The 16,499-nt window shown below is 41.3% G+C and carries 8 protein-coding genes; all 8 read left to right on the top strand.

Features of this window, described 5'->3' with window-relative positions; genetic code table 11:
- Positions 1-303 precede the first annotated feature (303 nt).
- Positions 304-2,334, top strand: a complete 2,031-nt coding sequence (locus AACX33_RS01325; RefSeq protein ID WP_193997642.1) for a PAS domain-containing protein — start codon at positions 304-306, stop codon at positions 2,332-2,334.
- Between the two features lie 53 nt (positions 2,335-2,387).
- On the top strand, positions 2,388-5,780 hold the full coding sequence (locus AACX33_RS01320; protein WP_193997643.1) for a helicase-related protein: 3,393 nt from the start codon (positions 2,388-2,390) through the stop codon (positions 5,778-5,780).
- Positions 5,781-6,034: 254 nt separating this feature from the next.
- Entirely contained in the window at positions 6,035-9,244 is a 3,210-nt protein-coding gene (locus tag AACX33_RS01315; RefSeq protein WP_193997644.1) for an Eco57I restriction-modification methylase domain-containing protein, read from the top strand.
- 732 nt (positions 9,245-9,976) lie between these two features.
- The gene (gene fbp, locus AACX33_RS01310) at positions 9,977-11,026 is read left to right on the top strand and encodes a class 1 fructose-bisphosphatase (protein ID WP_193997645.1); all 1,050 of its coding nucleotides are present in this window, start codon (positions 9,977-9,979) and stop codon (positions 11,024-11,026) included.
- Between the two features lie 311 nt (positions 11,027-11,337).
- Entirely contained in the window at positions 11,338-12,483 is a 1,146-nt protein-coding gene (tal, locus tag AACX33_RS01305) for a transaldolase (RefSeq protein ID WP_193997646.1), read from the top strand.
- A gap of 104 nt (positions 12,484-12,587) precedes the next feature.
- Positions 12,588-14,117 (top strand): glucose-6-phosphate dehydrogenase, encoded by a 1,530-nt coding sequence (zwf, locus tag AACX33_RS01300; protein ID WP_193997647.1) that lies wholly within the window; start codon positions 12,588-12,590, stop codon positions 14,115-14,117.
- A gap of 215 nt (positions 14,118-14,332) precedes the next feature.
- The gene (gene opcA, locus AACX33_RS01295) at positions 14,333-15,694 is read left to right on the top strand and encodes a glucose-6-phosphate dehydrogenase assembly protein OpcA (protein ID WP_193997648.1); all 1,362 of its coding nucleotides are present in this window, start codon (positions 14,333-14,335) and stop codon (positions 15,692-15,694) included.
- An 87-nt stretch (positions 15,695-15,781) separates the two neighbouring features.
- A partial coding sequence (locus AACX33_RS01290) for a cobyrinate a,c-diamide synthase (RefSeq protein ID WP_227789377.1) occupies positions 15,782-16,499 on the top strand: 718 nt, incomplete at its 3' end.

Raw genomic sequence — 16,499 nt, 5'->3', positions numbered from 1 at the left:
GTTGGGGGTGGGGTTTTTATACCTCATAACACCGAAAAGTGCTGTATGTATATCTTTGAAGTTTGATTAAATCGACTGAGTAATAGCTAAGTGAACATATTCACACTTTTGATATTGACTTTCAGGTGCTATAGCAACCGCCAAGGAGGTTAAGACATAAACGGATAATCAAACTTAGACACCAAAAGGGTTTTAACCCACTCCCTCGGTTACTGAGCGCAGTCGAAGTAACTCCCCACTCCCCAGCCCTAACACAGTGTAGAGAAAGAAGCCCAGAATATCTTCCTCATCCTATCAGCCACTATGCAGATCAAAGAATCCACCACCTACCAGATGGAAGCTCATGTTTCAGCGCCCTCCTCTCAAAGTTTCCCAGATCAACAGCAACGGCAACAAGCCCCAGGAGACTTAGAAATGAGCCAGCACTCACAAGCAGCTTTACAAATGGCATTAGCCGCCAGTGGTCTGGGTTGGTGGAATTGGAATTTAGTTACTAACCAAACCTACTATGACCCTCAGTGGAAGCAACTTTTAGGATATAAAGCTGAAGAAATTACCCATCACTATCAATCCTTTGAGCAACTTGTACATCCAGAGGATTTGTTGAAAGTCCGCCAGGTATTGCAAGAGTATCTGGAAGGATACACAGCTAAGTTTGAAATTGAATTGAGAATGTTAGCTAAATCCGGCGAGTGGAAGTGGATTTTCTCTGGTGGTCGAGTATTTCAGTGGGATGAATTTGGTAACCCATTATGGATGACAGGGACACACAGGGATATTACCCAAGAGAAATTATTCCAGGAAAGTTTGCAACAGTACCAAAAGCAGGAACAGTTGTTGAAAACCATCCGAAAACACATAAATTCCTGTTCTCAATTGAATGTTTTGCTACCAACTGTACTACAAGAAATGCGACAGTTTCTGCAAATTGACCAGGCATTAATTTACTCTATTCAACCTAACGGTAGGGGTGAAGTCGTTTTTGAATCCGTAGCCACACCCTTAGCATCTTTGAAAGATACAGCTATTCAAGTTTCCATACCTCAGAGGGATTTAGAAGCATTCCAATCAAGCATCAGAGAAGAAACTCATACAGTACCTAAATTATCTAGTCAAATTAATTTTCTGAATAAATTTGACATTAAAAGCAATTTAGTATTTCCGATTTTCTTAAAAGAACAAGAGCATGAATATCCAGAATCTTTACCAAATAAATTCTGGGGACTGTTAATTATTTATGACTGTTGTCATAACCGTCAGTGGCAGAAATGGGAAATAGATGCCATCACACAAATCAGTCAAGAAATAGGAATATCTATTCAGCAATATCAACTCTGGGAACAAGTTAAAAGTGAAATTACCAAAGGTGAGTTTGCTGAGGCACAAGTCAGAGAAAAATCAGCACAACTGCAAATTATCCAAGAGCAACTATTACAGAATGACCAAATGGCTAATCTCGGTCAAATTGTAGTAGAAATGGCTAACGAAATTGATAATCCTATTAACTTTATTTATAGTCATCTTCATCCCACTAGTCAGTATGCTGAAGATTTAATTAAACTAATTGAACTATATCAATATTATTATCCCAAACCGAAGTCGGAAATTACCTCATATTTGCAACATTTCGACCTGAGTCTCATTAAAACAGATTTTTTTAAGTTGCTCTGGTCAATGCGATCTGGATCTGAGCGGATTCAAGAAATTGTTTCGGCTCTGCGGAATTTCTCTAATTTTGATGCAGGTAAAATGCAAAAATCCAACCTACATGAAGGACTGGATAGTGTGATCAGAATCTTGCAGCATCGCCTCAAACAACAGCAAGATAGACCAGGAATTGAAGTCATTAAAGATTTTGGAGAATTACCTTTAATCGAGTGTTATCCTGGAGAGCTAAATCAGGTATTCATGAATATTTTAAATAATGCCATTGATGCTTTAGAAGAAAGGATGAAACAAGACTATTCCCTGATTCCCCAAATTTGCATTCGGACAGAAGTGGTGAGCCGTCATTTAACATTAGTCCATAGTAAGGAACCCCACACGCTTGAGCAAGCACTTGCGAAGAAGCAAAAAGTTGTGATTCATATTTATGACAATGGTAAGGGAATACTTCCTCATATTAAAAGGCGGATATTTGAACCTTTCTTTACTACTAAACCAATGGGTAAAGCTAAGGGATTAGGACTAGCAATTAGTCAAAAAATTATTGTGGAAAAACATCATGGTCAACTTAGATGTAATTCTCAATTAGGTCAAGGTACAGAGTTTGTGATTGAAATAAATACAACAGCGAAACACTATGGTGACATGAGAAGACACGCCGGTTTTTAGGTAATAATGGTAGCATAATTTAGGTGGGTATTTGAACCTAATTTTCCTAAATTATGCCACGCATCTTTGACAATATTGATTTACAGCTATTACCCAGTTTAAGAGACACCCTAAAATTATCCTACCGGGCAGATTTTTGTGTCGGTTACTTTAACTTGAGAGGCTGGCAAAAAATTGATGATTTAATTGGTCAGTATGTGGGAGAAACTGGGGCTTGCTGTCGGTTACTTATTGGAATGCAAAGTTTACCGCAACAGGAAGTTCAGGAGTTTTTTACTCTGGGAACTCGTGAGGGTGGAATTGATAATAGTGCGATAGTGAGGTTTAAAAAAAAGGTGGCGGCTGATTTTCGTCAGCAATTGACTATTGGTACACCTACAAATCAAGATGAAGCTGCTTTGCGGCGATTAAGTCAGCAGCTAAAACGCGAACAATTAATTATTAAATTGTTTTTGCGTCATTCTCTCCATGCCAAATTATATCTTGTGCATCGCCAAGATGTAAATACCCCAATTGTCGGATTTTTGGGTAGTAGTAATTTGACTTTACCAGGGTTGGCTAAACAGGGGGAATTAAATGTTGATATTTTAGACCATGATGCTTGTTTGAAATTGCAAAAATGGTTTAATGACCGTTGGGAAGAATACGGTTGTGTGGATATTTCGCAAGAATTAGCAGAAATTATTGATGCGAGTTGGGCGAGACCAGAATTAATTCCGCCTTACCATATTTATTTGAAGTTAGCTTATCATTTATCTCATGAAGCTATTGCGGGACTGGCAGAATTTCGCATACCGCGTGAGTTTAATAATTTATTTGACTTTCAAAAAGCCGCAGTCCAGTTAGCAGCGCGTCACGTAACTAAACGCGGTGGTGTTTTGGTGGGTGATGTGGTGGGTTTGGGTAAAACTTTAATTGGTACAGCTTTAGCGAAGATTTTACAAGAAGATTGCTTTTGGGAAACGCTGATTATTTGTCCGAAAAATTTAGTCCCCATGTGGCAAGAATATGTTGACAAATATCGTTTATATGCTCAGGTTTTGCCTAGTAGTCAGGTACAAAATAAATTACCGAAATTGCGCCGCTATCGGTTAGTATTAATAGATGAAAGTCATAATTTGCGGAATCGTGAAGGTAAAAGATATCGGGCGATCGCCGAATATATTACCACTAATGAAAGTAAATGTATTTTACTCTCTGCCACACCCTATAATAAAACTTATCTTGACCTTTCAGCCCAATTGCGCTTATTTGTTCCAGAAGACGAAGATTTAGGATTTCGCCCAGAAGCATTAATCAATCAATTGGGTGGTGGGACACTAGGAGAATTAGAATTTATTAAAAAACATCAATGTTCTGTCAGGTCTTTAGCAGCTTTTGAAAAAAGCGAACATACCGACGACTGGCGAGAACTCATGAAATTCTACATGGTGCGGCGTACTCGGTCATTTATTAAAGATAATTATGCCCACAGCGACACCAAAGGACGCAAATATTTAGAATTTGCTGATGGTAGTCGTTCTTATTTTCCAGTTCGCATTCCCCGCACTCTCAAATTTCCTTTAGAAAGTAGTGATGTCAACCCTTACTCACAATTATATTCTGCGGCAGTTGTAGAAGTAATTAATCAATTAAATCTACCCCGTTATGGACTGGGTAATTATATCCTGACGAAATCTCCGCAACCACCCAGCGAAGCTGAACAGCGACAGCTTAACGGTTTATTTCGCGGTGGACGCAGATTAATGGGATTTTCGCGGACTAATTTATTTAAACGTTTAGAAAGTAGTGGTTTTGCGTTTATTCAATCATTGGAACGGCATATTTTAAGGAATTTCATTTATTTATATGCTTTAGAACAGGGGTTAGATATTCCTATTGGTACTCAGGATGCAGAACTTTTAGATACTAGGAATAATGATGAGGATGCTGATTCTTTAGCAACCAGTTTGTTAGATGCAGAAATAGAAGATGATGGAGATGATTCTGCACCGGAAGACAAGAAATATGAGAAAATCACCGCCAAGTTTTTTCGTCAACAAGCAGAATTAATTTATCAAGAATATGTCACCCGTTATCAACGCCGTTTTAAGTGGTTGCGGTCTAGTTTGTTTGATGTCAAAAAACTCAAACGTGATTTATTAGCAGATGCCAAGGCTTTAATTAGTATACTAGAAAATTATGGGATTTGGAATCCCCAGCAAGATGATAAACTTGCAGCCTTAGTAGAATTAGTAACTGTCAACCACCCCAATGAAAAAGTTTTAATTTTCACACAATTTGCTGATTCAGTTAGTTATCTCACCGAGAATTTACAAGCCAGAAATATTCAGAATTTAGCCAAAATAACTGGTCAATCAAAAGACCCCACAGAACTAACAGGTAAATTTAGTCCTGTGAGTAACGATAAACGGGAGATAGTTACAGCCAAAGAAGAATTACGCATTTTAATCGCCACAGATGTATTAAGTGAAGGTCATAATTTACAAGACTGTGCAGTTTTGGTAAATTGGGATTTACCTTGGGCGATTATTCGATTAATTCAAAGGGCGGGTCGGGTAGATAGAATTGGTCAAAAAGCTGAGAATATTCTCTGTTATTCTTTTTTACCAGCCGAGGGTGTAGAACGGATTATTAATTTGCGGGGAAGACTCCGCCAAAGGTTACAAGAAAATGCGGAAGTGGTAGGAACTGATGAAGCATTTTTTGAAGATGATGAAGCACGAGTAATTCTTGACCTTTATCATGAGAAGTCGGGAATTTTAGATGGGGAAGAAGATACAGAAGTTGATTTGACTTCGGAAGCTTTTCAAATTTGGAAAAAAGCTACAGATAAAAATCCCGAACTGAAAAAGCTAATCACAGAAATGCCGAATGTGGTTTATTCTAGTCGTCATCATGTTCCCCAACCTGTACAGCCTGAAGGTGTACTTTTATATATGAAAACGGCTGAGGGTAATGATTCTTTAATTTATGTTGACCGGGAGGGAAATAGTGTTACTCAGTCCCAATTAGCAGTTTTAAAAATGGCTGCTTGTGAACCATCTACTCCGGCTATTCCTAGAGATAAACTGCATCATAAGTTGGTGAATAAAGGTGTGGAATTGATTGTTGAGGAGGAGAAAAATTTAGGTGGTCAATTGGGGCGACCTTCTGGGGCGAGGTTCCGCACTTATGAATGTTTGAAAAAGTATGTGCAAGAAATGAAAGGAACGGTGTTTGTGACTGAGGAATTGTTGAAGGCTATTGATGATATTTATCGTTATCCTTTGCGACAGTCGGCTATTGATACTCTCAACCGTCAGTTAAGAAGTGGTGTGAGTAATCAACAGTTAGTTGAGTTGGTGGTAGCTATGCGAATGGATGACCGTTTGTGTATTGTGAGTGAGGAGTTGGAGAGGCGGGAACCTCAAGTTGTTTGTTCTTTGGGGTTGTTTATGGGGTAATGTTTCACGCAGAGGCGCAGAGGCGCGGAGTTGGAGTTAATACGTAGGGTGGGTTAGCGCAGCGTAACCCACCATCATTGGTTTACTTCCCGGTGTTATGAGGTACAAAAACCCCACCCCCAACCCCCTCCCCGCAAGCGATGAGGGGGCTATGATGTAACTTATATAATTAGAAATCGCTCAGTATTTGGTGAGAAGTGCGTAATTTTACTGTACTCAAGATGGTAACTTAGGTTCATAGGGAAATTACCAGTTTGATTGCGGAAAATCTGCTGATTTTTATTGACCAGGAACGCACGCGCAGTTTATGGTATTGGGTGAAAAGGGAAGATAAAAAAAGCTTTATTCGTAATCATTTATATGTTAAGGGTCAGCCTGGAGATTTATTTTTAAGTAAGCTGGGTTCTTTGGTTATTGATATTACTGAATTGGAAACTGATAGTCCATCGGTTGTGGAAATTGCCTATAGGTTGCAAAATGCTTTTGATGTTGAACCTGTTACGAAGAAGTTTTATAAGGAATTTGAAGAACAACATCAGCAGTTTTTACAATATGTCAAGGGTATTGATGATGAAACTGATCGGCGTTGGTATACTTCGGTGATTCTCAATCGCTTGATGTTTGTCTATTTTCTTCAGCGTAAGGGTTTTATTGATCATGGTGATTTGGAATATTTGCCTAATAAGCTGAACCAAATACAGCAGCGTGGTGATGATTTATTTTATCAGGAGTTTCTCGATGCTTTATTTTTTGAAAGTTTTGCGAAACCAGAAAATGATCGTGATCCTAAAATTGAGGCGTTGGTGGGAAATGTAAAATACCTGAATGGGGGTTTATTTCTCAAGCATCGCATTGAACAACAATATCAGATTTCTATCGCTGATGAGGCTTTTGCTCGGCTTTTAGATTTGTTTAAACGCTATTCTTGGAATTTAGATGACACTCCAGAGGGTAAGGATGATGAAATTAACCCGGATGTGTTGGGGTATATTTTTGAAAAATATATTAATCAGAAGGCTTTTGGGGCTTATTATACTAGACCACAAATTACAGAATATTTGTGCGATCGCACTATTCACAAGTTAATTATCGACCGGGTAAATACAGTGTTATCTGATGGTTATCAGAGTTTTACAGATATTAATGATTTAATTCTCAAGCTGGATACAAAAGTCTGTCGGTTACTGATTGAGGATATTTTGCCTAATTTGTCAATTCTTGACCCCGCTTGTGGTTCCGGTGCATTTTTGGTGGCGGCGATGAAGACTTTAATTCATGTCTACAGTGCTGTAATTGGCATCATTGAATTGATGGATGATCCACATCTGCAAAAATGGCTGCATGAATTTAAACAGTCTCGGCAATCTTTATCTTATTATATTAAAAAGCGGATTGTCACAGATAATCTCTATGGTGTGGATATCATGGAGGAAGCCACGGAAATCGCTAAGTTACGTCTGTTTTTAGCTTTGGTTTCTGCTGCGGATAAGGTGGATGAGTTGGAACCCCTACCTAATATTGATTTTAATATTATGGCGGGTAATTCTCTGATTGGGTTAATTGGAATTGATGCGACGGCTTTTGATACTGTGGGGAAAAGTCAACAAGGTAATCTTTTACAAGCCTTAGCCGCTAGTGATTATCAGAAGGTTTTAGATGAGAAGAATCAGTCTATAGCACTTTATAAAAAACACGCGTTTATTCCTGGGGAAGAAATGCTTCCAGAGGGTGATGTGGGAACTGAACAAGATACGCGGTTGTTAAATTTGCGTCAACATATTGATGATCTTAATCAAGAATCTCAAAAAAAGTTAAATGTTTTGCTGTTGGATGAGTTTAGCCAGCGTCTGGGGATTAAATATGAGGATGTGCAGTTAATTGGTAAGCCGAAAAAGCGGTTATTAAATGTTGATGATATTGCCAATTTAAAGCCGTTCCACTGGGGTTATCATTTTGATAATGTTTTAAATGGTGGTGGTTTTGATGCGATTATTACTAACCCGCCTTGGGAAATTTTTAAACCGCAAGCTAAGGAGTTCTTTGCACAGCATAATGAACTGGTGACGAAGAATAAAATGGATATTAAGGCTTTTGAAAAGGAACAGAAAAAGCTGTTAGAAAATCAGGCTATTTCTCTGGCTTGGTTAGAATATCAAAGTCAGTTTCCTTATGTTAGTGCTTATTACCGTTCTTCTGCACATTACAAAAATCAGATTTCTGTTGTCAATGGTAAGAAGGCTGGGACGGATATTAATCTTTATAAGTTATTTATAGAACGCTGTTTTTATTTGTTGCGTGAAGGTGGGGAATGTGGAATTGTGGTTCCTAGCGGTATCTATACTGATTTGGGAACTAAGCAATTACGCGAAATGTTGTTTAGTGAAACTCAAGTTACTGGTTTATTCTGCTTTGAAAATCGTAAGGAAATTTTTGAGGGTGTTCACCGCAGTTTTAAATTTGTTGTTTTGACTTTTATTAAGGGTGGTACAACTCCAGATTTTCCCTCGGCTTTTATGCGTCTTGATGTCCGGGAATTGGCGAGGTTTCCTAATGAAGATAGTTTAAATGTTGATGTTGATATGGTGCGGCGACTTTCACCTGATTCTCTCTCGGTGATGGAGTTTAAGAGTGAGTTAGATATCCAAATTGCTGAGAAGATGCTGCGGTTTCCCTTGTTGGGAGAGAAAATTGATCATAAATGGAATCTGCGCTTAACTTCGGAGTTTCACATGACTATTGATAGTCATTTATTTAAGCAACAGCCAGGTAAAGGAAGATTACCACTTTATGAAGGAAAGATGATTCATCAATTCACTCATAAATTTGCTGAACCTAGATATTGGGTTGATGAAAATGAAGGGAGAAAATCTATATTAGGACGCAATAGAATTGATAACGGTCAAAAATTAAATTATCAAGGATATCGTTTTGCATATCGTGCAGTTGCTAGAAATACAGACTCACGAACAATGATTGGAACAGTTTTACCTTTTAATGTTGTTTGCGGTCATTCTTTAAATATTACAATACCGTACAATGATGATAAATATACATTATTTATCAGTGCAGTATTGAATAGTTTTTGTTTTGATTTTTTGTTACGTCAGCAGGTAACTGCAAATTTAACTATGTTTTTCATTTACCAAACACCAATACCGAGATTAATAGCCGGAGATAAATACTTTAGTGAAATTGTAGAAGGGGCGGCGAAACTAATCTGCACAACTCCAGAATTTGACGATTTGGCGGAAGAAGTGGGACTTGGTTCGCACAAAAATGGCGTGACTGATGAAACAGAACGGGCGGAAATTCGAGCGGAACTTGATGGGATGATAGCGCACCTTTACGGTTTAACTAAGGAGGAATTTGCTTATATTTTGACGACATTTCCTCTGCTTCCAGATGCTGTGAAACAAGCGGCTTTAACTGCTTATTTGGGGAAGCTTTCCCCTGTGGGGGTTTAATCGTTTTTTTCCTGTGTCATTAGCCTTGGCGATTGGAAATCGCAGCTATACAAACAAAATCCGCCTGCACGGACTCAGGAAATTTAGGAATTTTAACCCGCGCAGCTGCGACTTCTAGTCGCCTAGTATTTGAGTTCGCCAGGGTTAGTTTTAGCGAAAGATTCGGCATTTTGGCATGACAAATATTTTGGTTGCAGTTTAAATAATATATCAACAGGGATAACGGAAAAGTGAAAACTGTACGCAGTCGAGGGTCAAGCCTTGTTTTCAATACTTCCATCCCTTTGCCAGTTGTTGATTGAGTGCTGTAGAACGGCTAGAAATGGGTGAACCAGTCAATTCGCCGCACAAAATCATCGCTTCATTACAACTGGCTAAAAATGTCACTAAATTATATCAGTTAACCGGATGATGGTGGGTTACGCGGCGCTAACCCACCCTACTGATGTGGCAAGCTTAAAATGTTGCATGATGTTTCTCTTGTGGAACAGGCAAGATGACTGTTCTGGGCGGGCTAGAAGCCCACCCCACAATATTATTTCCCGATGAGCAATTACGCTAAAAATCGTCGCGCCTTTGCGGTTAATGGAACAACCGCCCCCAAATCTCAATTCTTTAGTTTATCTAAAATCATATTTAAGTTATCAAAATACCTTTCTAAGATAGAGGCAGCAACTAAAAATTGCCATTGATAAACCTGACCCATAAGCAAAAAGCTAGGGAATAACAAAAATGACTCAAGCGCCAGAATCTCTAGATTTGTCTATGAATGATGCTACGGATAAAAACTTAGATCGTGATTGTACAACGTTATCGCGTCACGTACTCCAGCAAATGCAAAGTTTTGCAGCAGATGCTCAAGATTTGAGTATGCTGATGAATCGCATCGGTTTGGCGGGTAAACTGGTGGCTCGTCGCCTCAGCCGCGCTGGTTTAATGGAAGGTGTGCTGGGATTTTCTGGAGATGTGAATGTCCAAGGCGAATCTGTCAAAAAGATGGATGTCTATGCCAATGACGTATTTATCTCGGTGTTTAAGCAAAGTGGCTTAGTCTGTCGCCTAGCTTCCGAGGAAATGGAAGAACCATACTACATCCCGGAAAACTGCCCTATTGGTCGCTATACCTTGCTCTATGACCCCATTGATGGCTCATCGAACACTGATACTAATCTCAGTTTGGGTTCGATTTTCGCGATTCGTCAACAACAAGGTGATGATGTCGATCATAAAGCCACTGACCTTTTAACCAACGGACGCAAGCAAATCGCCGCCGGCTATATACTCTACGGCCCTAGCACAATGCTGGTCTATACTATGGGTAATGGCGTTCATTCATTTACCCTTGATCCCAGTTTAGGGGAATTTATCCTTTCGGAAGAAAATATCAAAATTCCTAACCACGGTTCTGTTTACAGCGTGAACGAAGGGAATTTTTGGCAGTGGGAAGAATCAATGCGGGAGTATATCCGCTATGTCCATCGGACTGAAGGCTATACCGCTCGTTACAGTGGCGCGATGGTGAGTGATATCCATCGAATTTTAGTTCAAGGCGGCGTATTTCTCTATCCCGGCACAATTCAAACCCCAGAAGGTAAGTTGCGCTTGCTTTATGAATCGGCTCCCTTGGCTATGTTGATTGAACAAGCAGGTGGTCGCGCGACTACAGGTTTAGTCGATATTTTGGACGTAGTACCCAAGAAACTACATCAACGCACACCTTTAATTATTGGTAGTAAAGAAGATGTAGCGAAGGTGGAGTCTTTTATTCAAAACGGACACTAACCAGCCGCTTGAAGGCGGAAGTCAAAAGTCAAAAGTCAAAAATTTGACTGGTAAGGGGTTGTTTATTGACACGGTGCTGTATGAGATAGGTTGACACTCTACCAGTAATGAGAAGTTATTTTGGCTGTGTGATTGGATAATATCTGGGATTGGAGATGCACAATAGCCCTGGTGATGAATTAAAAATTACCTCAGCTGGTCGATGTCATAAGTGATTGGTAACGCCACAATTCAACAGTAAGCATCAACACCAAGATGTATTTTGCGTTTTTTCACTTAGAAACATCATTAACAGGAGTAAAACTAGAGCTATGGCAACTAACCATTTACTAGAAATTAAACAATATGGTCAAAGTATCTGGATGGATAACTTGAACCGTGAAGTGATTCAATCAGGTGAACTCAAAGACTTGGTGGAAAATCAGGGTATATCTGGGATTACCTCTAATCCAGCTATCTTTGAAAAGGCTATATCTAATAATGCGATGTATGATGCCGATATCGCAGCTGGTATTCGCGCTGGATTACCCACATACAAAATTTACGAATCCCTCATTTTTGCAGATATTCGCAACGCTTGTGATCTTCTGCGCCCCGTATATGAAGCCTCGAATAGACTTGATGGTTATGTGAGTATAGAAGTCCCACCGACCATCGCCCATGATACTGAAGCATCAATAGCTGAAGCCCGTCGCTATTTTCAAGAAATTGGGCGGGAAAATTTGATGGTGAAAATTCCTGGTACAGTAGCTGGTTTACCAGCAGTGGAGCAGGCGATCGCTGAAGGTATCAATATTAATACCACGCTGCTGTTTTCCGTCGATAGCTACATCAACACCGCAGAGGCTTATATTCGTGGCTTAGAAAAACGGTTAGCACAGGGTGGAGACATTAGCAAGATTGCTGCCGTGGCTAGCTTTTTTCTCAGTCGCATTGATAGCAACGTTGATGCCAAAATTGATGCCAAATTGAAGCGTGGTATTGATGATATCTCCCATGAGGCCAAACTGCAAGCTGTGAGGGGGAAAGTGGCGATCGCTAACGCTAAGATTGCATACCAGGAATACAAAAAGATTATTCAAAGCGATCGCTGGCAATACTTAGTATCAAAAGGAGCTAAAGTCCAACGGTTACTTTGGGCTAGCACCAGCACCAAAGACCCAAAATACAAAGATGTCATGTATGTCGAAGAGTTAATTGGCCCTGACACCGTTAACACCTTACCACCGGCGACAATTGCTGCTTGTGCTGACCATTGCGATGTCGCTAATCGCTTAGAAACAGACGTTGCAGAAGCTTACCAACTGATGGAAAGCCTGAAAGATCCCGACATCAACATTGATCTAAATGTGGTCATGGAGGAACTATTAGTTGAAGGTATTGACAAATTCGTCCAGCCTTACGAGTCCTTGATGAACTCTTTAGAAAACAAAGTCAAGTTATTGTCGCCAGTGTAGACCTTAAACGTTTATCCTGAGCCTGCCGAAGGACACAACTCCTTTGTAGACGCGATTTTGCAGCGTCTATTAACACACCACTCAACACCCCACTGAAAACTTTTATGGTTAGTTTGCTAGAAAATCCCTTGCGCGTTGGTCTGCAACAGCAAGGGATGCCCGAACCCCAGATTATAGTCATCTTTGGCGCTTCTGGCGACCTTACCTGGCGTAAATTAGTGCCAGCACTTTACAAATTGCGGCGAGAAGGACGCATCCCACCAGAGACAACTATTGTCGGCGTGGCGCGTCGAGAGTGGACTCACGACTATTTCCGGGAACAGATGCAAAAGGGCATGGAAGAAGCTCATGCTAGTGTTCCTTTAGGCGAACTTTGGCAAGACTTCTCTAAAGGTTTATTCTACTGTCCTGGAGACATAGACAAACCGGAAAGCTACCAAAAGCTCAAAACCCTGTTAACCGAATTAGACGAGAAACGGAACACACGGGGAAACCGGATGTTCTACCTCTCCGTCGCGCCTAACTTCTTTCCGGAAGCCATTCGGCAACTAGGGGGAGGCGGAATGCTAGACGACCCCTACAAGCATCGTCTGGTGATTGAAAAACCCTTTGGTCGGGACTTGGCATCAGCTCAAAGTCTTAACCAAATAGTGCAAAAATATTGCAAAGAAAATCAAGTCTACCGCATTGACCACTACTTAGGTAAAGAAACAGTCCAGAATTTGCTGGTATTCCGCTTCGCAAATGCCATATTTGAGCCGTTGTGGAATCGTCAATTTGTTGACCACGTACAAATTACCGTGGCTGAAACCGTAGGGGTAGAAGACAGGGCTGGTTACTATGAACAAGCCGGCGCACTCAGAGATATGTTGCAAAATCACCTCATGCAACTTTACTGTTTGACGGCAATGGAAGCACCTAACTCAATGGATGCTGATAGCATCCGCACGGAAAAAGTTAAGGTACTGCAAGCTACCCGTTTGGCTGATGTTCCCAATCTGTCACGTTCAGCAGTGCGAGGTCAGTATAGTGGTGGCTGGATGAAGGGTAAGCAAGTTCCAGGCTATCACGATGAACCAGGAGTTGATCCTAATTCTGGGACACCAACTTATGTAGCCATGAAGTTTATGGTTGACAACTGGCGCTGGCAGGGTGTTCCTTTTTACCTACGGACAGGTAAGCGGATGCCGAAAAAAGTCAGTGAGATTTCCATTCACTTCCGTGATGTTCCTTCTCGGATGTTTCAATCTGCTTCTCAACAGCGAAATGCCAACATTTTAGCAATGCGGATTCAGCCGAATGAAGGAATTTCTTTGCGTTTTGATGTGAAAATGCCAGGGGCAGAATTCCGCACCCGTTCTGTGGATATGGACTTTAGTTATGGCTCCTTTGGCATTCAAGCAACTTCTGATGCCTATGACCGCCTGTTTCTTGATTGTATGATGGGCGACCAAACTTTATTTACACGGGCAGATGAAGTTGAAGCAGCTTGGCAAATAGTAACTCCGGCTCTTTCTGTTTGGGATACACCCACAGACCCTGCGACCATTCCTCGGTATGAAGCCGGTACTTGGGAACCCGCAGAAGCGGAATTGTTAATTAACCAAGACGGTCGTAACTGGCGCAGACTGTAGAAATGAGTCATTAGTAAAAATAACAGGACTTACGCAAGACCTCTCTGAAACCCTCTTGACTTTGTGTCCTTCTCCCAAAGGGAGAGGCTAACGCCAATGTGTCCTTCTCCCAAAGGGAGAGGCTAGCGCCAATGCGGTTCGTTTTTCCATAATTTTGCGTAAGTCCTAAATCAATGACCAATGACCAATAACCAATGACCAATGACTAAACTACTATGATTTCCCAAGCACCTACAATTTTTTCACTTCAGGCACCAAAGGATATTTCGCTGACCGAAATAGAAACGGAACTGAATCAAATTTGGCAAAGTTACGGTATTACCGGTGATGACGGTGGGCTTCCTGCTGCTACTAGGGCGACAACATTTACTTTGGTGGTTTACGAACCAGAAGAAACTCAGTATTTGTTAGCTGCTTTGGGGTTTTATGAAGGCCCGATTGATGGCATTGTCGGGCCACAAATGGCGGCGGCGTTACGGCAAGTACAAGTTAAATATGGGCTGCCGGAAACTGGTACAACTTCACCAGAAACGCTGGCTGTATTGCGGGAAGAATTCGCCAAACGTCAGGGAATGGGAGGTGCGGGAGACGGTACTTCCTATAACTTCAGTCCCGCTAGTCCCACAATTGCGGATGAAATTGCCCTGCGTAACCCCTGCCGAATTATTGCTTTGTTCCCGATTGCTGGGGAAGATGAAGGTGTGAAAGCTCAAGTTTCTGCCTACTGCCCAATTCAAAAGCAATCCTCAAGTACACTGATATGCTGTGAATACATCACCTTGAGTGGAACAGCTGCCGCTTTGGAACGTGTGGGTGGCATGATTCCAGCCCTATTAATTGGTAGCTTGCCGAAGTTTCTTTGGTGGAAGGCGACACCAGACCCTAACAACAATCTCTTCAAGCGATTGTCGGCAATCTGCAATAATGTGATTGTTGATTCTTGTGATTTTAACGAGCCGGAAACTGATTTACTCAGTCTGCAAGAGTTGGTAAAAGCTAATATCCCCTTAGCTGATTTGAACTGGCGACGGCTATCGGCATGGCAAGAATTGACGGCTCAAGCTTACGACTCACCCCATCGTCGCGCTGCACTCAAAGAAATTGACCGGGTGATGATTGACTATGAAAAGGGTAACCCCGCCCAAGCTTTGCTGTTTTTGGGTTGGCTGGCGAGTCGGTTGGAATGGTCGCCAGTTTCCTATAAAAAGGAAATCGGTGATTATGAAATCACTCAAATTCGCTTTGTTTCCCAAGACCAGCGACAGGTGGAAGCTGAGTTAGCCGGTGTTCCAGTGGCTGATGTGGGTGAGGTTCTGGGTGATGTGATTGCTCTGCGCCTGAGTTCGACAAATTTGGAAGCAGATTGTGGTACTGTCATTTGTTCAGAAACTGGCGGTTGTATGCGAATGGAAACACACGGTGGCGCTCAAGCCGCAGGTCTGTTTCAACAGGTGGGTTCACTTTCGGAACAAAAAGCTGAAGCGTTGCTGAGTCAACAGGTGCAACGTTGGGGTCGGGAATCACTTTTTGAAGAAAGTCTGGCAATTATTGCGAAGACTCTCAATTTGGGTAAATAATTACTAATTCGTAATTCGTAATTCGTAATTCGTAATTCGTAATTTAAGAGGGATAATTAGCAATGCCCAATTAATTACCCCAAATTTATGACTTTAGTCATTGCTGGAGAACGTAGTGGGGTGGGCAAGACAACGGTCACGCTCACCCTTTTAGCATCTTTACGCCGTCGTGGTGTGGGGGTACAATCTTTTAAGGTCGGCCCAGACTTCATTGACCCGATGTTTCACGGCCATGTCACTGGTCGTGCTTGTCGCAATTTAGATCCGGTTTTGACTTCTGAGGCTTATGTACAGAAATGTTTTGCTAATTATAGCCCAGAGTGTGAATTTTCCCTCGTGGAAGGGGTGATGGGGTTATTTGATGGTGTGAAAGCGGTTGAAAATCAGGAAGAATCTTTAATTATCACTGATTTTGCTAGTACGGCACACGTTGCACGGCTTTTAGATTTACCTGTGGTGTTGGTGATCGATTGTAGTCGTTTGTCTGGTTCTGTGGCGGCGATCGCACACGGTTATTGTACCTTTGATTCGAGAATTAAAATTGCTGGGGTGGTACTAAATCGGGTGGGAAGCGATCGCCATTTATCTTTACTCAAAGATTCCCTCGAAGCATTACAATTAAACATTCTCGGCGTATTGCGTCGTCAAGATAATATCACCATACCCGATCGCCATCTCGGTTTAGTCCCCACCGCTGAACTCCCCGAATTGGACGCGGTAATTAATCGTCTGGCTGATTTAGGAGATACTTGCTTCGACTGGCAAAAATTATTACCCCTATTGAAATCTCCCCACTCCCCACTCC

This window comes from Nodularia sp. LEGE 04288 (assembly GCF_963896525.1).
GTDB lineage: Bacteria > Cyanobacteriota > Cyanobacteriia > Cyanobacteriales > Nostocaceae > Nodularia.
Note: the sequence above shows the minus strand (reverse complement) of the source record. Positions and strands in the feature narration are given on the sequence as shown.

Bases quoted from the DNA above. Each gene is read 5' to 3' on its own strand.
- AACX33_RS01325 (WP_193997642.1), top strand. From the start codon at position 304: ATGCAGATCAAAGAATCCACCACCTACCAGATGGAAGCTCATGTTTCA.
- AACX33_RS01320 (WP_193997643.1), top strand. From the start codon at position 2,388: ATGCCACGCATCTTTGACAATATTGATTTACAGCTATTACCCAGTTTA.
- fbp (WP_193997645.1), top strand. From the start codon at position 9,977: ATGACTCAAGCGCCAGAATCTCTAGATTTGTCTATGAATGATGCTACG.
- tal (WP_193997646.1), top strand. From the start codon at position 11,338: ATGGCAACTAACCATTTACTAGAAATTAAACAATATGGTCAAAGTATC.
- zwf (WP_193997647.1), top strand. From the start codon at position 12,588: ATGGTTAGTTTGCTAGAAAATCCCTTGCGCGTTGGTCTGCAACAGCAA.
- opcA (WP_193997648.1), top strand. From the start codon at position 14,333: ATGATTTCCCAAGCACCTACAATTTTTTCACTTCAGGCACCAAAGGAT.